The organism is Niveispirillum sp. (assembly GCF_052437035.1).
Classification (GTDB): domain Bacteria; phylum Pseudomonadota; class Alphaproteobacteria; order Azospirillales; family Azospirillaceae; genus Niveispirillum.
Genome location: NZ_JBQVOH010000019.1, coordinates 19,317 through 37,924 on the forward strand (window position 1 = coordinate 19,317; position 18,608 = coordinate 37,924).

Genomic DNA, 18,608 nt, shown 5'->3' on the forward strand with positions numbered 1-18,608 from the left:
AAAAAGCGTTTGCTGTTATTGCGTTGCAGCAAAAGGCCCGTCGCGGCGCACGCACATTGACGGTCCACAGACGTGAGCGTTAACATTCCGAGTAACGGGAGGAATAATGAAAACAAATATTATAAATATGCAATCTCCAGTATCCGCCCTCATCGTGGGGGGTGGCACGGCGGGATGGATGACAGCGGCAGCGCTGTCAGCGAAGCTGGCCGGTACCGGCGTTTCCATCCGGCTTGTCGAATCCGCAGAGATCGGGACCGTGGGTGTGGGCGAGGCGACGGTGCCCCATATCCGGCATTTCAACGCCAGTCTGGGCTTTGACGAGGCCGACTTCATGTCGCGCACCGAGGCCACCTTCAAGCTGGGGATTGAGTTCCGGGACTGGGGCCGCAAGGGCGATGCCTATATCCATCCCTTCGCCGCCTTTGGCCGCGATATTGGCGGTGTGCCCTTCCATCATCACTGGACCCGCGCGCGCCGCACGGGCCGCGTGCCGGCGGGCGGGCTGGATGCCGTGTCGCTGCCCATCCAGGCGGCTCGCCTGGGCCGTTTCGGCCACCCGTCGCCCGACCCGTCCAGCTTCTTCTCCACCTTCTCCTATGCCTATCAGTTCGATGCCGGGCTTTATGCCGCCTATCTGCGGTCATATGCGGAGGCGCGGGGCGTGGTGCGGACGGAGGGCAAGGTGCGCGACGTGTCGTTGAGCACCGACGGCCATGTCGAGGCCGTGACCATGGAAAACGGGGAGCGAATCGAGGCCGACCTGTTCATCGACTGCTCGGGCTTTCGCGGCCTGATCATCGAGGGGGCGTTGAAGACGGGGTATGAGGATTGGACGCATTTCCTGCCCTGCGACCGGGCGGTGGCGGTGCCCTGCGCCAATGACGGTCCCCCTGCCCCCTATACCCGCGCGACCGCACGCGATGCCGGCTGGATGTGGCGCATCCCGTTGCAGCACCGGGCCGGCAACGGCCATGTCTATTGCAGCGGCTTTATCACGGATGACGCCGCCGAACAGGCGCTGCTGGCCCAGTTGGACCACCCGCCTCAGGCCGCCCCCCGCCGCCTGCGCTTCACCACGGGCAAGCGCAAGCGGCAATGGGTGGGCAATGTCGTGGCCATCGGCCTGTCGGCAGGGTTCCTGGAACCGCTGGAAAGCACGTCGATCCACCTGATCCAGCTGGGCATCGGCCGGCTGCTGGACCTGTTCCCCACCAGCCGGGACATGGACCCGCTGGACGCGGTGGAGTTCAACCGGCTGATGGATCTGGAATATGAACGGGTGCGGGATTTCATCATCCTGCATTATGTGGCGACCCAGCGCGACGATACCCCCTTCTGGAACCATTGCCGCACCATGGCCATCCCTGACAGCTTGGCCACCAAGATGGACCTGTTCAAGGAACGCGGCATCGTGACCCTGTACCGCGACGGCATGTTCCTGGAACCCAGCTGGATCGCTGTCTATCTGGGTCAGAATATCCTGCCGACCCATGTGGACCCGCGCGCCGCCCTGGTGCCCGATGCGGAGATCGACCGGCTGATCGCGATAGAGGCGGAAAATTGCCGTCGTGCGGCGTCCAGCATGCCCGCCCATAGTGACATCCTGTCCCGCTACAAGGCGCAGGTGCCGGCATGAAGCCGCTGCACGATATTGTCATTGCCGGGGCCGGGATTGTCGGCTGGCTGGCGGCGGCTGCCATCGCCCGCAATCATGCGGGGCGCGGCGGGTCGGTGACGATTGTCCCCGTGCCCGGCGCCGATGACAGTCTGGACCCGTTCGGCCCCGCCGCGCCGCTGCTGCCCGGCGGGGTGGAGGGGCTGGCGACCCTGCTGGGCGTCAATCCGGCAGACATCCTGCGCGCCGGTGGCGGCGGGTTCAGCCTGGGCACCGCCTTCCAGGGCTGGGACGGGCCGGGCACCGTCAGCTTCCTGCCATTCGGACAGACGGGGGCGGACCTGAAGGGTGTCGCCTTCCATCATCTGATCTGGCGGGCCCGCGCGGCGGGTGTCCAGGTGCGGATGACGGATTATTCGCTGGCAACCCTGGCCGCACAGGCCGAACGTTTCGCCCTGCCGTCGCCCGATCCGCGTTCGGTCCTGTCCACCCTGGCCCCCGGCGGCTTTGCCGATCTGCGCGGTCTGACGGAACTGGCCAAGGCCCAGGCGCTGGCCGCCGGCGCCCGCCTGTCCCCTGCCCCGCTGTCGCATGTGCGGCGGGATGGGGTGGGAAAGGTGGCGGCCCTGGTCCTGGCCGATGATAGGGAGGTGACGGGCGATCTGTTCATTGACGCCACGGGGCCACGTGCCCTGCTGGCCGACCCCGGCAACGACTGGCACGATTGGCGGCACTGGCTGCCCTGTGACCGGTTCGCGGTGGAACCGGTAGCCGCCGACGGCTCCCCCCCGCCCTATGCCCTGCACAGTGCCGATGCTGCCGGCTGGACCCGCCGCATCCCCCTGCGCCGGGGCGCCTTTGTGACGCGGCTGGGCAGCGGCCCTGGCCGCTTCATCAGCGGGCGGCGGGACCGGGCCTGGGATGGCAATACCATCTTCCTGGGTGCATCCGCCTGTCTGCTGGACCCGGTCGGCGGCGTGGCCCTTGCCCTGCTGACCTCCGCCATCAACCGCCTGCTGTCGCATTATCCGGTATCCCCCGGCAGCGGACCGGAGGCCCCTTCCTTCAACCGGCAAGCGGCGGAGGAGGCGGAGCGGGCGCGTGATTTCCTGATCCTGCGGTTCAAGGCTAATGGCAGGACGGGCGAACCCTTCTGGGACGCGGCCCGCGCTATGGATCTGCCGGAACCGCTGGCCCATAAGCTGTCAATGTATGAAAGCCGGGGACGCATCCCGCTTTATGATGGCGAGATGTTCGACCGGCCCGACTGGATCAACCTGATGGACAATGCCGGCATCCGGGCGCGGCGCGGCGATGTGCAGGCCAATGCCCTGTCGGATGCGGATGTTATCGGGCATCTGGAGCGGTTGCGCGGTGTGCTGCTGCATGCCGCAAAGGAAATGCCGCCCCATGCACAGGCCTTGGCACAGCTGCTGGGAGGGACCCCATGACGCGCAGCCCCGATCCGATCCGTCAGATCGTCATTGTCGGCGGCGGCACCGCCGGCTGGATGGCCGCCGCCGCCCTGTCGCGCCTGTCGGCCAATGGCGCCACCCGCATCACCCTGGTGGAAAGCGACGAGATCGGCACCGTCGGCGTGGGCGAGGCGACGATCCCGCCCATCCGGCAATTCAACGCCCTGCTGGGTCTGGACGAAAACGACTTCGTGTCCCAGACCCAGGGCAGCATGAAACTGGGCATCGCGTTCGAAGGCTGGACCACGGCGCGCCCGCGCTACCTCCACCCGTTCGGGGCCTTCGGCTTTGATATGGAGGCGGTGAAGTTCCACCAATTCTGGCTGAAGCTGCACGCCCAAGGCCTGGCCAGCGGCATCGACGATTACAATCTCTGCGCCACCATGGCGAACAAGGAGAAATTCGCCCGGCCCGTGCCGGACCCTTCGTCGGTCCTGTCCCAGATCACCTACGCCTATCATTTCGATGCCGGGCTTTATGCCGCCTATCTGCGCCGCTATGCCGAGGCGCGGGGCGTGCGGCGGCTGGAGGGCAAGGTGGCGTCGGTGCCGCTGCGCCCCACGGACGGGTTCATCGAAGCGGTGGTGCTGACCGATGGGCGGCGGCTGGAGGGCGACCTGTTTATCGATTGCTCCGGCTTCCGCGGTCTGCTGATCGAAGGGGCGCTCAATAGCGGGTATGAGGATTGGACGCACTGGCTGCCCTGTGACCGGGCGCTGGCGGTGCCGTCGGCCAATATCGGCCCGCCCAAACCCTATACCCGCGCCATCGCGCGCGACGGCGGCTGGCAATGGCGCATCCCGCTGCAACACCGTACCGGCAATGGCTATGTCTATTGCAGCCAGTTTGTGAGCGACGAACAGGCCGCCGATACGCTGCTATCCAATCTGGAAGGCCCCGCCCTGGCCGATCCGCGCCCGCTGCGCTTCACCACCGGGCGCCGGCGGAAAATGTGGAACCGCAATTGCGTGGCGCTGGGTCTGGCCTCTGGTTTTCTGGAACCGCTGGAAAGCACGTCGATCCACCTGATCCAGGCTGGCATTTCCAAGCTGCTGGCCCTGTTCCCCGACCGCTCCTTCAACCCGGCCAATGAGGACGCCTATAACCGGCTGTCTGCGATGCAGTTCGAACAGGTGCGGGATTTCATCATCCTGCACTATGTCGCCAATGACCGGGTTGAGCCCTTCTGGCAGCGCGCGGCCTCGATGGATATCCCCGACAGCCTGCGCCAGAAGATCGACCTGTTCCGCGCCTGTGGCCGGCTGTTCCGGTTCGAGGATGAGCTGTTCAGCGAGAATAGCTGGATCGCGGTCCTGCTGGGCCAGGGGGTGATCCCCGAACGCTGGGACCCGCTGGTCGATACCATTGACCCCGGCCTTGTCCGCCATAATCTTGACCGTCTGCGCACCGTCTTTGCCCGCGCCGCCGATGCCATGCCCGGCCATGGCGACTTCCTGGCCCGCAACGTCCCCGCGAGGAAATCATGAGCAGCGACCGCCGTATCCGCCGCATCACCATCGTTGGCGGCGGTACCGCCGGGTGGATGAGTGCGGCGACCTTCGCCCGCATCCTGGGCCCTGACTATGCCGAGATCACGCTGGTCGAAAGCGATGAGATCGGGATCGTCGGGGTGGGCGAGGCGACGATCCCCCAGATGGCGACCTTCAACCGCATGCTGGGCATTGACGAGGATGAATTCCTGCGCGCAACCAAGGGCAGCTTCAAGCTGGGCATCCAGTTCGTGGATTGGGGCCGCAAGGGCCATACCTATTTCCACCCGTTCGGCCATATCGGCCTGCATATGGAGGGTGTGTCCTTCCACGCCTACTGGCTGCGCCTGAAACAGGCGGGGCTGGTTGACCGGATCGAGGATTGGTCCTTGCAGGCCGTGGCCAGTGCGCGGGGCAAGTTCATGCGCGCCATCAATGCCGGTCGCTCGCCTTTGTCGGAAATCGCCTATGCCTTCCATTTCGACGCCGGGCTTTATGCCCGCTACCTGCGTAGCTTTGCCGAAGCGCGCGGCGTGGTGCGGCGGGAGGGAAAGATCGTGCGGGTGCATCAGCATCCGGAAACCGGCTTTGTGCAATCGGTCGAGCTGGCCGACGGCACGAAGGTGGAGGGTGACCTGTTCATCGACTGCTCCGGCTTCCGGGGCCTCTTGATCGAAGGCACCTTGAAGGCCGGTTATGTCGACTGGTCCCACCATCTGCCTTGCAACCGCGCCGTCGCCGTGCCGTGCGAGGGGACAGAGGCCATGGCGCCCTATACCCGCTCCACGGCCCGCAAGGCCGGCTGGCAATGGCGCATCCCGCTGCAGCATCGGATCGGCAATGGCCATGTCTTCTGCTCCGAATATATGAGCGATGATGAGGCGGTGTCGCTCCTGCTCTCCAACCTGGATGGCAAGCCCCTGGCCGATCCGCGCTTCGTGCCGTTTCAGACGGGGCACCGGCGGAAGATGTGGGACAAGAATGTGGTCGCCATCGGCCTGTCGTCGGGCTTTCTGGAACCGCTGGAATCAACCTCGATCTGGTTGATCCAGTCGGGCCTGTCGCGCCTGATGGCCATGTTTCCGGATCTGGATTTCGATCCCGTCACGCGCGACCGCTATAACCGCATCCTGACCACCGAATATGCCGAAATCCGCGACTTCCTGATCCTGCATTACAAGGCCACCGAACGCGACGACACCCCCTTCTGGAACTATTGCCGCACCATGCCGGTGCCAGAGCGGTTGCAGGAAAAGATGGATGTCTTCATGGCCCATGGCCGGACCTTCCGCGAGAATGAGGAACTGTTCAACGACACCAGCTGGTTCGCCGTCATGCTGGGACAGCTGATGGTGCCGCGCGGTTACGACCCCGTGGCCAACATCCTCAGCCTGGATGAAACCAAGGCGCGGCTGGACCATATCAAGGACGCGATCAGCAATTCCGCCGATTACATGCCCACCCATCGCGACTTCATCCGCCAGCATTGCGGGGCCTGACGGCAGGGGCCGTTGACCCACGGCCCCGATCCCCCTATCATCCCCTTTAAGATACAAAATCAGGTTTTTTGATCCTTAAAGGGTACATTGATGAAACGCCCCGTCCTGCTCAGCGCGCCGGAGGCCGACGCGTTGGACCTTCTGGGCCGCCGCGTGCGGCTGGCGCGGCTGCGGCGCAACCTGTCCCAGGCGGAGTTGGCCGACCGGGCCGGCGTGACGCGCAAGACCTATATCGCCCTGGAACAGGGGCGGGAGACGGTGAATATAGGCCTGCTGGTCAAGGTGATGGCCGCACTCGGCTATCTGGAAAGACTGCCCGACCTGCTGGCCGCCGATCCCCTGGGCGAAGAGATGGAGGAAATCCATGGGCGACAGCGCGGCGGCCGCCTGGCCGGTTGATGCGTCGGGCCGCCTGGCCGGCATGCATGTCTTCGCCGACACCGTTGACGGCCCCGTCCTGGCCGGGATCATCCGGTTTGAGGGGGCGCGCGGACGGCTGGGTACCTTCCGCTATGACCGCGACTGGCTGGCCCGGCCCGATGCGGCGCCGTTGGCAGCATCCGGCCTGCCGCTGCGCACGCGCGCCTGTCAATCGGTGCCGCCGCACGAACTGCCCCTGCCCTTTTATGATGCCAGCCCCGATGGCTGGGGCAAGGCCATCCTGGCCATGGCCTATCCCGACGTGCCCCTGGCTGCACCCGAATATATCGCCGCCGCCGGTGGCGACCGGGTCGGGCATCTGCAATTCGGCCCCGACGCCAGCGGCCCCGCCATCTGGGTCCCCTCCCCTGCCCTGCTGGACCTGCCCAGCGAACAGGATGATCTGGCGTCCCTGGCCGATGCGGCGGACGCGGTGGAGGCCGGGATGGCCACGGCGTCCCATCTGGCCCGCCTGCTGGACAGTGCCGCCGATATTGGCGGGGCCCGGCCCAAGGCCCGCATCCGGGTGGAGGGCGAGGCCTGGATCGCCAAGATGCGGGCCCGCGACGATGCCTTTGACCATCAACGGGTGGAGGCCGCCTGCCTGTCGGTGGCGCGCGAGGCCGGGATCGAGACGCCCGACCATCGGGTGACGGAAGTGGCGGGCCGCTCCGTCCTGCTGGTCCGCCGTTTTGACCGCAACGGCCCCCGCCGCCTGCCCTATTCCAGCGCCGCCACCGTGCTGGGCTATCCCCCCGGCACCTACCGGCCCGACGGCGCGTCCTATGCCGACCTCGCCATCATCGCCCGCCGGTCGGGCATCAAGGACTGCGCCCGCGCGCTTTATGAACGCATGCTGCTGAACTGTTTTCTGAACAATACCGACGACCATCTGCACAACCACGCCTTCATTGATGACGGAAACGGCTGGCGCCTCTCCCCCGTTTTCGACATCGTGCCCCAAGCCGCCCGCGCCCTGGTCCTCCGCCCCGCCCGCGGCTGCACCGCAGAGGCCGACCCGGCCCAGGCCCGGACATCCTTCGACCGCTTCGGCTTAAGCGCCACCGACGCCGCCGAAAGCTTCGACCGCATCCAAACCGCCGCCACCCGCCTGCCGGAATGGCTGGGGCATTACGGCGTCAGTGCGGCAGACCGGGCCGTGGTGATGCGGCGGGTGCGGGTGGGGTGAAGGGTCGGTGGCTGCTACCACCCGCCCCCGTGCAACCAAGTGAAACAGAAAATCATACCCTGTTTCAGCATCCCCTGTTTTGGAGGGCGCACCTTTCCCACTCCGAAAGCAGTCAGCTCCGAAAGGGAATGCGGGCACGGGTCGGGGGATGTGGCGAGCATTATGCCATAAAGGGCGGGGAAAATCAGTAGTTAGAGCGGCCTTCTTTTGACCGGAAGCTCCCCCTCCCCGCCCCCTTCCCCACCACCTGAATTGATTGTCCACGCCCCCTTAAGCTAACCTATCACGCGCAACAGACAGCGGACCTTCAGGCGGGGATCAGGGCGGCATGGACGGGTATCAAGAGGCACTGGCGCGGATTGAGAAGGAAGCCAGGGAGAAGACGGAAAAGTTGGATCTGAGCGGGCTGGATTTGACCCGTCTGCCTAACGAAATCGTCACACTAACCCACCTGCGAAGACTCAAATGTGACGACACGGAGATCGGCGACCTCAGCCCCCTCCAGAAACTCACGAACCTTCAAACCCTGTCTTGCGACCACACAAGGATCAGCAACCTCAGCCCCCTCCAGAAACTCACAAACCTGCAAACCCTCTATTGCAACGACACAGGGATCAGCGACCTCAGCCCCCTCCATAGACTCAAAGGCCTAAGAAGCCTCCTATTCTTCGGCTGTTCCATCACCTCTGACCTTCGCCCCCTTCTCGCCTTGCCGCATCTACGGCACCTGCACCTCGGCGGGGCGCCCATCCCCAATGTTCCAGCGTCCGGTGTGCTGTCGGAGACATGGGATGACAATTGCCTTGACCGGCTGCGCGCCTATTTTGCTGATCTGGAAAAAGGCAAGGCGGCAACCGATGCCCACATCAAGCTGCTGATCCTGGGCAATGGTGGTGTTGGCAAGACGCAGATCACCAACCGTCTTTGCGATGAGAAATTTACCTTCAATCCCGATTGGGACAGCACCCATGGCATTCGGATCAACGGCGCCAAACTGCCCGCCATTAACGGCATCCCTGTCACCCTGTCGGTCTGGGATTTCGGGGGGCAGGACATCTATCATGGCACCCATTCCCTTTTCCTGAACAGCCCGGCGATTCAGCTTCTGGTCTGGGACAAGGAAACCGAGAGGCGCCCCCGTCATGGCAGCGATGATCAATGGTTCCGCGACTACCCTTTGCGCTATTGGTTGTCGCTGGTACGGCTTCAGGGTCCGGCAAACAGCCCCATCATCCCCGTACAGAGCAAATGTGACAGCGTCACCGTCGAAGGTGACCCGCCCCATGTGACCGCAGAGGAGGTGAAGGACATGCCCTTCCCCTGGCGTCCCCTATCCCTGTCAACCAAGACAGGCCATGGCTGGGCGGGCCTAACAGCCCGGTTAGGGGACGCCGTCCGATGGATGCGTGACCAGCAGAACGGTCACACCGCCCAGATCGGGCAGGGATGGGAGCAAGTCCGCGCGGACCTTCGTTCCAGGCCGGTGACCGAGCATCTGATGTCGATGGAGGCGTTCAGGTATCTGTGCGCGACAACCGGGATGGGGTCCGACCCCACCACGCTTTTATCCTGGCTGAACGGCGATGGAACCGTATTCCACCGCGACGGCCTGTTCGACAATCAGATCGTGTTGAACCAGCAATGGGCGCTGGACGCCATCTACGCCCTGTTTGACCGGCAGAACGGGGCGTTAAAGACGCTGCGCCAAGGACGTGGGCGGTTCACGCGGGATTTGCTGGCCCGCGTGATCTGGCAGAAATACAGCCGCGAAGAACAGGAACTGTTCCTGTCCATGATGGTGTCCTGCGGCATCTGCTTTAAAACCCGGACGGTACGGGAAATGGGGATGGAGGTGGCGGAATATATCGCCCCCGACTTGCTGCCCGACCATTCCAATGTCGCAGACGATATTGCGCGCCATTGGCAGGATAAAGAAAAGGGTGAAGAGGCCACTCTGTCCTTTCCCATCCTGCATGGCGGCCTGATCCGCAGCATCCTATCCGCCATTGGCGGCATGAAGGGTGGCCACCATGCGCTGTACTGGAACGGGGGCATTCTGGGGCTGGACGAGGCATCACAAAGCCGTTTCCGCCTTGAACAGATGGAACAACCGGACGAGCGGGATTGGCGCGGCAAGATCAGTATCCGTACCCAGGGCGGTGACGCCAGGGGCCTGCTGTCGCGTCTGCTGTCGCTGACCTATGCGACGATTGACCGGATCGGCCTGAAAGGAGCCGAACTGGACAATAGTATCAAATGGTCACCCCGTGCCAAAGATGGGGAAGCGGACAACGCACCCCTGACCCTGGTTGCGATGACACCACAAGGCCGGAATTGGTTCGTATCCTATGCCTGGGACCAGCACGAGTTTTTTGTCGATTGCCTGTGCGATGCGGCCAAGACCCATAAGATTGAGATTCTGCGCGACAAGAATGTGATCGGCATAGGCGGCAGCATCCCCAATTTCATGAACAGGCTGCGCGATGGGGAGCGGGTGTTTGTGGTGTTAAGCGACAAGTACCTACGCTCCCCCAACTGCATGTATGAGCTGGCGGAGATATGGGACAGAAGCAGGAAGGACCCTGAAAAATTCCTGCCCCGCATCTGTCTATGGACCATGCCGGACGCCAAAATCTGGACCCCCGCCGACCGAGCAGCCTATGCCGTGCATTGGCGCGACCAATATAACAATCTGAACGCCATCGTGCAGGAACAGGGGGAAGACATTCTGGGCCCCACTGACCGCGAAGCCCTGCGCAATATGCGGCGCTTCTCCACCGATGTCGGTGAAATTCTGGCCACACTGGCGAACCACATCCAACCCCGCACCTGGGCGCAGATATTGGAACATGGCTTCGCCGACTAACCCAACGTGCAACGTTGCACACCCCTCCCCCCCCCAACCAGTTGACACCCCACCGTCAACCTGATTGACAATCCCCCCTGCCCTCGCCCACTCTGCACGCGGCATGTCCGGTGAAGGGTCTGGTGATGGTGGGAGAGGTGTTGAAGGCGTTTCGCAAGCGCAAGGGGTTGACGCAGGAGGGCTGCGCCCGGCACCTGAATGAGGCGCTGGGGCGGTCCTATGACAAGGCGCGGATCAGCCGGTGGGAAAGCGGCAAGGAGCCGGTGCCCGATGCCGTGCTGCGCCTGATCGGTGGCGGTGGACAGCCGGGGCGCGCGCGCATCATTGCCTGTTCCAACCAGAAGGGCGGGGTGGGCAAGTCCGCCACCTCGGTTAATCTGGCCGCCAGTTTCGCGCGGCTGGGCTTCCGCGTCCTGCTGGTCGATGCCGACCCGCAGGCCAGCGCCACCGCCATGGTCGGCTGTGACATTATCGAGCTGGAGGATAAGGGCGCCACCCTGCATGCCGTGCTGGTCGATGACCGGCCGGTTGCCGATACCATCATCAAGCTGCGGACCTTTGACGTGCTGCCGTCGGGTCTGGCGCTGGCGGAATTTGACAGTGCCGCCGGTCTGGTGGGCCGTGAGACGCGGTTGAAGGCGGCGCTGGCCGAGCTGCTGGGCGATTATGATTTCATCCTGATCGACACGCCGCCCAACCTGGGCTCCATGACCATCAACGCCCTGAACGCCGCCGATCATGTGTTGATCCCCGTGGCAACAAGGCCCGTCGATCTGCTGGGCATTCCGCTGCTGTTGAAGACCATTGGCCGCGTGCGCCGCTTCACCAACCATGACCTGACGGTGCTGGGCGTGTTGCCCACCATGTATGCCGAACGCCAGACGGTGGACCGCGAGGTTCTGGCCGATCTGCGCGCCCGCTTCACGGGCGACAGCGACCTTGGCCGCGTGTTCGATCCGATCCGGATGAGCACGGGCATCAATCAGGCCGCCTATAACAATGTCATCGCGGTGGAGGCCCTGCCCCCGGATCATCCGGTGCAGGCCTATTTCCATCTGGCCAGGGAGATTGCCGGTGAAGTTGCAGAAGGGTAAGACGGCCTTTGGCCGGGCCATGGATGATGTCGCCGCACGCGGCGACGGCTCCCTGATCTCCCGCGATTTTCCGCGCCTGATCGAGGTGGAGCACGCCCGCGTCCACCCGCGCGCCGATCAGCCGCGCCGGCATTTTGACGAGGATGCGCTGCGCCAGCTGGCCGACAGCATCGAACGCCAGGGCCTGTTGCAGCCCATCCTGGTCCGCCCCCTGGCCGATACGCGCGGGGAATATGAGATTGTGGCCGGCGAACGCCGCTGGCGCGCCCTTGGCCTTCTGTCCCGGCCCACGCTGCACGCCATTGTCACGACGGGCAATGCCGAGGAAATCGCCCTGGTGGAAAATCTCCAGCGCGTGGACCTGTCCCCGCTGGAGGAGGCGCGCGGCATCCAGGCCCTGATGGAACGCCATGCCTATACACAAGAAGCCGCCGCCGGCGCCCTGGGCTGGAGCCGGACACAGGTCAACCGCGTGCTGAAACTGCTGTCCCTGCCCGATGACATGGCCGCCGAATGTGCAACGTTGCACCTGTCGCGCAATGCCATGGTGGAACTGGCGCTCGCCAGCGACGGGGCCGAGCGCGCCCGGCTTCTGGACCTGCTGCGTCAGGGGGCGTCGGTCAAGACCCTGCGCGAGGCCCGCGCGCCCAAGGCGGAAGGGCAGGGGGCGCGGACACCAGCGCCCAAGGACCGGCCCGACCCCGTGCGCACCGCCCTGACCCAGATGGAACGCGGCGTCAAGGCCCTGGCCAAAACTCCGACCGCGCTCGACGACACCCACCGCCGGACCCTGCAGGCCCTGCGCCGCGAGATTGACCGGTTGCTGAAAGGGTAGGGGAGGGGGGCTATAGTTCAGGTCGAAGCGTGCTGCCTCGAGCAGATGACGATCGACCACTATGCATACGGCATTGATGGAGTACTTTATAACTCTACACCGGCTTCAAATAAGCCACGCAGTAGATAAGCAAAACTGGCAGAGCGGTTATTAAGCGGGTTCAGGCAGGCGCCGACCCGCCTCGATGCGTCCAGTTTAGCCAGTCCGCCACCATAGTGACCAGCCCGACGCATGACCCTTTCAAACGCCTCCCAGGTCCCGCCCGCAATGGCATCAGGATCACGGAATGCAGCTTTGGCAGGTATGGTTGACGACAAGCCGGGAAAGGCTGCCTGTACAGCGTCCCAATTGCCAAAATACCACGCCTCAAGTTCTTCTATTGCAATGGCAGTCAGGCAACGCCAGTCCGCCCCTGCATTGCGGCGCGTGGGGAAACCTGCTGTCGCGCAGATAGTTTCCAACTGCTGCTTCAATACACGGCAATCATCGTCATCGCGATCAACAATAACAACGAAGCGCCATTCCGGCGGTGCCCAGGCCGCATAGGCCCGCAATCGTTTTGTCAAATTCGACAACAGGTCGCTTTTGCCTTGGAAAGTGATGATCTGAAAAGGGAGGCCTCCAGGCCGTTGACGCCCTAGCCAACTGACCAGGAACTGTTCCATCGACGGTTCCTCTACCAGAAAGATCAAGTTGGGTTCCGCATGCGTCATGGCAGCAACCGACGCAGTGGGGCTCCTGCATTCGTCAATGGGTCACCGACCGCGAAATGCCCTTCCATCCACAACTGGCCCAGCAACCCGCCATGGTGGGTAAAATCAGCAATACCAGGCAGATCAGCAACACGCCGTGCTTGTGTATATCCCGCATCGTCACGCCACAGGACCCGCACTTCCTCGGCACGCAGTGCATTAAGAAAGAATGGTGAATGTGTGGTGGCCAGAAGTTGGGTCCGAGCAGTCGCCGCACGGCATTCTTCTGCCAGTTCCTGCAAAAGGCGAGGATGCAAGAAGTTCTCCGGTTCCTCAATTCCAATGAAGGGGGGCGGTGCCGGATCATTCAGCACGACAAGGTAGGCGAGCATCTTCAGCGTCCCATCTGACGCAAACCGCGCCAACACGGGGGCAGAGAATGGCGCATCCTTTATCTGCAACAGTAAGCGTCCATCGGGCATCGGATCTGCCAGAACCTTTTCGATCCGTGGCACGCGACGGCGTAGACCGTCAAATATCCGCTCAAGCCGATCGGGATGCTGTTCGGAGAGATACTGTATGACATTGGCCAGATTGTCGCCGCTGCGGCTCAACCGCTCATTTGGCCCCACCTCAGGCTGGCCGCGTGCATCATCTGCCGACAAGTAGGACACGTACCAGCCCGTGATGAAATCGCGTAATGCCCCAACGCGCGGGTTATCCGCCAACTGGCCCAAGGCATTAACGGCAAGCAGGTCAGCGGATTTCAACGGGGCGGGCACCCGCCTGTCATCACTGTCCGGCATCTCGCCCGTCACCACCTCTCCTTGACCTCTACGGTAGTGCAGAAAACGGAAAGGTTGGCCGTAAGAACCGCGCTTCCAGCGCAGCCATTCTTCCGCCACCACAGGAGCGCCCTGTTCTTCATCTACAGCTAAATGATAAGTAATAATGGGAAACCCGGGCTCTTGATATTTGATCTCGATCTCGACCGGCCCTTCACCACCACGGGATTTCAGTTCGCGCGCACGACCGCGCTTGTCCCAAGCCCGGCGCAGACCCAACTCGAAACAGTCGGACAGGAAGGCGAAAACGTCGAAAACCGTGGATTTACCGCTACCATTGGGTCCCAGCAGAACCGTCAGTGGCGTCAGGTCTTTGAACTCAACATCCCGGAGCGCACGGAAATTCTTAACTTTCAAGTAGGTAACGCGCGCTGGCTTAGACGGTGTGATACGGGGGCGAATGCTCATGCGCGGACCCTTTCCCGACCGGCAAAGCGGGCCGCATACCGGTCCTCATTTGCTGCATCTTGCATGATGTCGCTATTCCCCTTCACCCAATACTACCATCATAACATTGGTTGCCCGACTGAGCGCAACCTGCTTGGAAATTTTCCTTTCGGGACCCCTGTGCTTAATATAGGATAATGATCCTTCAATAAAGGATCAAAAGCCGTGACCTTGTCCTCCTGCAACACAGATGATTTTGTGGTTCACCCGGTTGCACGGGGGCGGGTTGTCCTGGCGAAATCTCTGAATTCTGGCCCTGGCAAAAACTCCGTTCGGCGGTGGCGCCCTGGCCAAATCTCCGAATCGGTGCTGTTGAAGGCCTTGGATTCCAAGGGTTTGCCGGCGGACTGGCTGAACCTCCGAAAGGACCTGTTGTCCACGCCCCTTTCGGAGGTTCTGGTGGCCCCATTTCCGCCCGTGAACCCTGGCAAAATCTCCGATTGGCGGGCGGCTGCCCTGCTGCGATTCGCCCTGACCGGAGCCTGCCGTCCGCCCGTTCGTGCCCGTCAGGCAGGCCAAGCCCCTGTAAACCCTGGCATAATCTCCGAATTCCGGCGCTGGCGTGGGCTGTGTGCGCAGATTTCTGGCCCTGGCAATATCTCTGAACAACCCCAAAATCCGGCCTTTCCTGAAGTTCCTTTACTTCCTTTACTGATTCCTAGGGGCGAAATCGCCCCATTGGATCAATGGCTTACAACCCCTTCCGGGGAGGTTTTGCCAGGGTCAGGGGGAGGTTTTGCCAGGGTCGAACGGGAGGGATTGCCAGGGGTGAAGGGGAGGAATGGCCAGGGGGAGGGGGCGGCATTCGGAGTTGCCGGGACCCTACCTCCGACCTACACTGTGCCCATGGTTGCCAAGCCCACCAGCCCCGCCCCGCAGGCCCGCAAGACGCCGCTGACCCTCGTGAAAGCCACGGGGGCCGTGGAGATCAAGGCCGATGCCGACCTGTCGCTGGCCGACCGGCGGCTGTTCAACCATCTGCTGGCCCATGCTTACGAGAACCTGGGCAAGGTGGAAAGCCATTCGATCGAGCTGGCCTCCATCCGCCGGTTCGCGGCAGAGGTGCGGGACGGCACGGCGGATGTGAACAATACCCGCCTGAAATCCAGTATCGAGACATTGCAGAAGGTGCTGTGCCAGTTCAACTACCTGCGCTCCGACGGCACGCCGGGGTGGGAGTCGGCGCAGCTGCTGGGTCCCTGCCGGATCGAGGGGGGGACGCTGACCTATACGTTCCATTCCTGGGTGTCGGAACGGTTGCGCGAACCAGCCTTATATTCCTATCTGTCGCTGCGCATCATCTATGAGTTTGAGAGCAAATATGCGCTCACCATGTATGAGGTGCTGAAACGCTATGCCGACCGCAATGCCGAGGAGCCGTATTGGCAGGCCAAGGTGGAGGAGCTGCGGGCCGTTCTGGGTTGTGTCGACAAGCTGAAGGACTGGAAGGACCTGCGCAAATATGCGCTCGACCCGGCGCTGGAGGAAATCGGGCGGCTGGGCGATTTCTCCGCCACCCTGCATGAGATCCGCCAGGGCGGGGGCAGGGGGGGTGGGCGCGTGGTCGGCTGCGTCTTCCGCATCCACCGCAAGGACAAGCAGGCCGCCGAACAGGCCGCCCGCGAACTGGCCAAGCCCAAGGCGCAGCGGCGCGGCGAACGGGCGGCCGCTGCCGAGGATGGCATGCTGGCGGCCCGCACAGAGGCTGCCCTGCGCTTCCTGGACGGGGCCGATGTCGCAAAGCGGCTGCAATGGGCCAAGCGGGCCGAAGAACTGGGCATGACCCTGCCGCCCGCCGCCTCCGCCAAGGACAATCTGCGCAAATGGGTTCCCGCCCTGGCGGTCCTGATTGTGGAGGAGGAGCGGCTGCGCGTGCGCGGCGGCGGGCCAACCCCGCCGCCGCTGTGATCGCCCTTACTCCGCCGCGCGGTCCAGCGCCGGTGCCCCCGGTGCCACCCCGCCCCCCTTGCGGGCCACGCGCCAATCATGCAGACGGGCGCGCAGCATCAGGGCGCAGGGGGTGACCACCAGGGTCAGCAGGGTGGCGAAGGTCAGGCCGAAGACGATGGCGTTGGCAATGGAGGTCCACCATTGGGTTGCCGGCGCATCCACCGTCACCGCCCGTTCCAGCACGTCGATATTGACGCCCAGGCAGAGCGGCAGCAGGCCCAGCACGGTGTTCAGCGCCGTCAGCAGCACGGGCCGCAAGCGTTCAGCGCCGGTGCGCAGGATGGCGTCATAGGCGCTGGCCTCTGTCTTGCGGTACTGATCATAGGTGTCGATCAGCACGATATTGTTCTGCACCACGATGCCGGCCAGCGAGATGATGCCCAGGCCCGTCATCACGATGCTGAAGGGCTGTCCCGTGATGATCAGGCCAAGCGTCACCCCGATGGTCGACATGATGACCGACGACAGAATCAGAAAGGCGCTGTACAGGCTGTTGAACTGCGTCACCAGGATGATGGCCATGATGACCATCCCGGCCAGGAAGGCGTTGGTCAGGAAGGTCTGGCTTTCCTGCTGTTCCTCATCCTGGCCCTTGAAATTCACGTCCACGCGCGGGTCGACCGGGTTCTTGACCAGCCAGGCTTTCAGCTCCGTCAGCTTGGTATCGGGCAGGGTGCCGGAGGTGACGGCGGCCTTCACCCGCATCACCCGCTCGCCATCCACGCGGTCCACCTGACTGACCCTCTGCGCTGGCGTGACGGTCACGAAATTGCTGATCGGCACCGACCCGGCGGAGGTGACAACGCGGACCCCATCGATCCGGTCGATGGAGCGGTATTCCTCCGGGTAGCGGACGACCACGTCAATCTCGTCATCCGTATCATCGGGGCGATAGGTGGACAGGATCAGGCCGTTGGTCACCATACGGACGGCATCACCCACTGCCGAGGTATCCAGCCCGAACTTGGCCGCCTGCGCCCGGTCCACATCCACCTGCCATTCGATGCCGGGCAGGGGGCGGCTATCCTCGATATCGATGACGCCGCCCAGGCTTTCCAGGCCGCGCCGCACATGCGCCGCCGCCGCCGGCAGCAGGTCAGGAAAACGGGAGGAGAGTTCGACCTGCAGGGCCTTGCCCGTGGGCGGGCCGCTTTCCTGCTCGCGCAGCTCAATCTGAATGCCGGGCAGGTCGGCGGTGCGCCGGCGGATATCCTCCAGGATGACATCGGCCTTGCGCCGCTGCTGCCAGTCCTTGAAATCCAGCTGGATCTGGCCGATCACGTCGAGGGCTGCATCATCGCCACCCCCGCCGCCATTGCCATCACCGCTGGTGCGGGCATAGACGCTGTCAAACTCGTTCAGTTGCAGGATGCGGGCTTCCACCTGCCGGACCAGCACGTCGCGTTCATCGATGGACATGTTGCCGCGCGCATGCACCAGGACGGCGGCATTGTCCGGCTCCACATTGGCGAAGAATTCCACGCCATTGCCATGGGTGGCGTACCAGGTCTGCACCCCGATCAACAGGCCGATGGTGGCCAGGATGACCATGCCAGGCCGGGCCAGCGCCCAACGCAGCAGGGCCACATACGGCCCTTCCAGCCTGGCCGGCGGGTCCACCGGATCGCTTTCATCCTCGTCCGCCAGCCGGTTGGCGGGGGCATAGGGCAGCACCGGCCCATGCGCCCGGCCGAACCGCGCCCCCAGCACGGGAATGAAGATCAGCGCCATGGCAAGGGCCGCCATCAGGGTGGCGAACTGGCTGATTGGCAGGAACTTCATGAACTCGCCCACCACGCCGGGCCACAGCAGCAGGGGGGCAAACACCGCCAGCTGTGTGGCGGTGCTGGCGATGATGGGCCAGGCCATGCGGCGGGCCGCCAGCCCATAGGCACGTTTGGGCGACATGCCGTCCGCCATCTTGCGGTCGGCATATTCGGTGACGACGATGGAGCCATCCACAACATTGCCCGCCGCCAGGATCAACCCGAACAGCACGACGATATTGATGGAATAGCCCATGCCATGCAGGACCAGGATCGCCGTCAGGAACGATCCCGGCACCGCGATGCCGACCAGAACGGAGGTGCGCACCCCCAGCGAGGCGACAACAATGACCATCACCAGCAGCACCGTGATGGCCAGATTGTTGCCCAGATCGTTCAACATCATCTTGATGTCGCCCGAC

The 18,608-nt window shown here is 63.6% G+C and carries 13 protein-coding genes and 1 pseudogene; 11 read left to right on the top strand and 3 right to left on the bottom strand.

All coding sequences use genetic code 11. The features are described from left to right. The first annotated feature begins 127 nt into the window (after positions 1-127). From ACT6Q8_RS24980 to ACT6Q8_RS25025, 10 genes and pseudogenes are all read left to right on the top strand, one after another. Entirely contained in the window at positions 128-1,639 is a 1,512-nt protein-coding gene (locus ACT6Q8_RS24980) for a tryptophan halogenase family protein (RefSeq protein WP_444735234.1), read from the top strand. Further along, the gene (locus ACT6Q8_RS24985) at positions 1,636-3,069 is read left to right on the top strand and encodes a tryptophan 7-halogenase (RefSeq protein ID WP_444735235.1); all 1,434 of its coding nucleotides are present in this window, start codon (positions 1,636-1,638) and stop codon (positions 3,067-3,069) included. The genes ACT6Q8_RS24980 and ACT6Q8_RS24985 overlap by 4 nt, the downstream gene beginning before the upstream one ends. Then, a complete protein-coding gene (locus tag ACT6Q8_RS24990; protein ID WP_444735236.1) occupies positions 3,066-4,580 on the top strand; it encodes a tryptophan halogenase family protein in 1,515 nt (504 codons plus the stop codon). Before ACT6Q8_RS24985 ends, ACT6Q8_RS24990 begins: the two co-directional genes overlap by 4 nt. Next, positions 4,577-6,082 carry a tryptophan halogenase family protein gene (locus ACT6Q8_RS24995; protein ID WP_444735237.1) on the top strand — a complete coding sequence of 502 codons (1,506 nt, stop codon included), beginning with the start codon at positions 4,577-4,579 and terminating at the stop codon, positions 6,080-6,082. The genes ACT6Q8_RS24990 and ACT6Q8_RS24995 overlap by 4 nt, the downstream gene beginning before the upstream one ends. 90 nt (positions 6,083-6,172) lie before the next feature. Continuing rightward, positions 6,173-6,481, top strand: a complete 309-nt coding sequence (locus tag ACT6Q8_RS25000; RefSeq protein ID WP_444735238.1) for a helix-turn-helix transcriptional regulator — start codon at positions 6,173-6,175, stop codon at positions 6,479-6,481. Next, a complete protein-coding gene (locus tag ACT6Q8_RS25005; protein WP_444735239.1) occupies positions 6,447-7,691 on the top strand; it encodes a type II toxin-antitoxin system HipA family toxin in 1,245 nt (414 codons plus the stop codon). Before ACT6Q8_RS25000 ends, ACT6Q8_RS25005 begins: the two co-directional genes overlap by 35 nt. 328 nt (positions 7,692-8,019) lie before the next feature. After that, positions 8,020-8,313, top strand: a pseudogene (locus ACT6Q8_RS25010) (leucine-rich repeat domain-containing protein); the annotation flags it as partial. 150 nt (positions 8,314-8,463) lie between these two features. Further along, positions 8,464-10,557: a COR domain-containing protein gene (locus ACT6Q8_RS25015; RefSeq protein ID WP_444735250.1), complete on the top strand. Its 2,094-nt coding sequence runs from the start codon at positions 8,464-8,466 to the stop codon at positions 10,555-10,557. 110 nt (positions 10,558-10,667) lie between these two features. Continuing rightward, positions 10,668-11,651 (top strand): AAA family ATPase, encoded by a 984-nt coding sequence (locus ACT6Q8_RS25020; protein WP_444739458.1) that lies wholly within the window; start codon positions 10,668-10,670, stop codon positions 11,649-11,651. Continuing rightward, complete coding sequence (locus tag ACT6Q8_RS25025) at positions 11,632-12,486, top strand: ParB/RepB/Spo0J family partition protein (protein WP_444735241.1); 855 nt, start codon at positions 11,632-11,634, stop codon at positions 12,484-12,486. The genes ACT6Q8_RS25020 and ACT6Q8_RS25025 overlap by 20 nt, the downstream gene beginning before the upstream one ends. 86 nt (positions 12,487-12,572) lie before the next feature. Here ACT6Q8_RS25025 and ACT6Q8_RS25030 read toward each other — a convergent pair whose 3' ends face one another. Then, positions 12,573-13,199: a DUF4276 family protein gene (locus ACT6Q8_RS25030; RefSeq protein WP_444735242.1), complete on the bottom strand. Its 627-nt coding sequence runs from the start codon at positions 13,197-13,199 to the stop codon at positions 12,573-12,575. Next, entirely contained in the window at positions 13,196-14,431 is a 1,236-nt protein-coding gene (locus tag ACT6Q8_RS25035) for an AAA family ATPase (protein WP_444735243.1), read from the bottom strand. Before ACT6Q8_RS25035 ends, ACT6Q8_RS25030 begins: the two co-directional genes overlap by 4 nt. Positions 14,432-15,316: 885 nt before the next feature. Between ACT6Q8_RS25035 and ACT6Q8_RS25040 the strand changes: the two genes are divergently transcribed. Then, on the top strand, positions 15,317-16,378 hold the full coding sequence (locus tag ACT6Q8_RS25040; protein ID WP_444739459.1) for a replication initiation protein: 1,062 nt from the start codon (positions 15,317-15,319) through the stop codon (positions 16,376-16,378). 6 nt (positions 16,379-16,384) lie between these two features. Here ACT6Q8_RS25040 and ACT6Q8_RS25045 read toward each other — a convergent pair. Beyond that, a partial coding sequence (locus ACT6Q8_RS25045) for an efflux RND transporter permease subunit (protein WP_444739460.1) occupies positions 16,385-18,608 on the bottom strand: 2,224 nt, incomplete at its 5' end.

Coding starts and splice junctions, on each gene's coding strand:
- ACT6Q8_RS24980 (WP_444735234.1), top strand. CDS start 128: ATGCAATCTCCAGTATCCGCCCTCATCGTGGGGGGTGGCACGGCGGGA.
- ACT6Q8_RS24985 (WP_444735235.1), top strand. CDS start 1,636: ATGAAGCCGCTGCACGATATTGTCATTGCCGGGGCCGGGATTGTCGGC.
- ACT6Q8_RS24990 (WP_444735236.1), top strand. CDS start 3,066: ATGACGCGCAGCCCCGATCCGATCCGTCAGATCGTCATTGTCGGCGGC.
- ACT6Q8_RS24995 (WP_444735237.1), top strand. CDS start 4,577: ATGAGCAGCGACCGCCGTATCCGCCGCATCACCATCGTTGGCGGCGGT.
- ACT6Q8_RS25000 (WP_444735238.1), top strand. CDS start 6,173: ATGAAACGCCCCGTCCTGCTCAGCGCGCCGGAGGCCGACGCGTTGGAC.
- ACT6Q8_RS25005 (WP_444735239.1), top strand. CDS start 6,447: ATGGGCGACAGCGCGGCGGCCGCCTGGCCGGTTGATGCGTCGGGCCGC.
- ACT6Q8_RS25030 (WP_444735242.1), bottom strand. CDS start 13,199: ATGACGCATGCGGAACCCAACTTGATCTTTCTGGTAGAGGAACCGTCG.
- ACT6Q8_RS25035 (WP_444735243.1), bottom strand. CDS start 14,431: ATGAGCATTCGCCCCCGTATCACACCGTCTAAGCCAGCGCGCGTTACC.
- ACT6Q8_RS25040 (WP_444739459.1), top strand. CDS start 15,317: ATGGTTGCCAAGCCCACCAGCCCCGCCCCGCAGGCCCGCAAGACGCCG.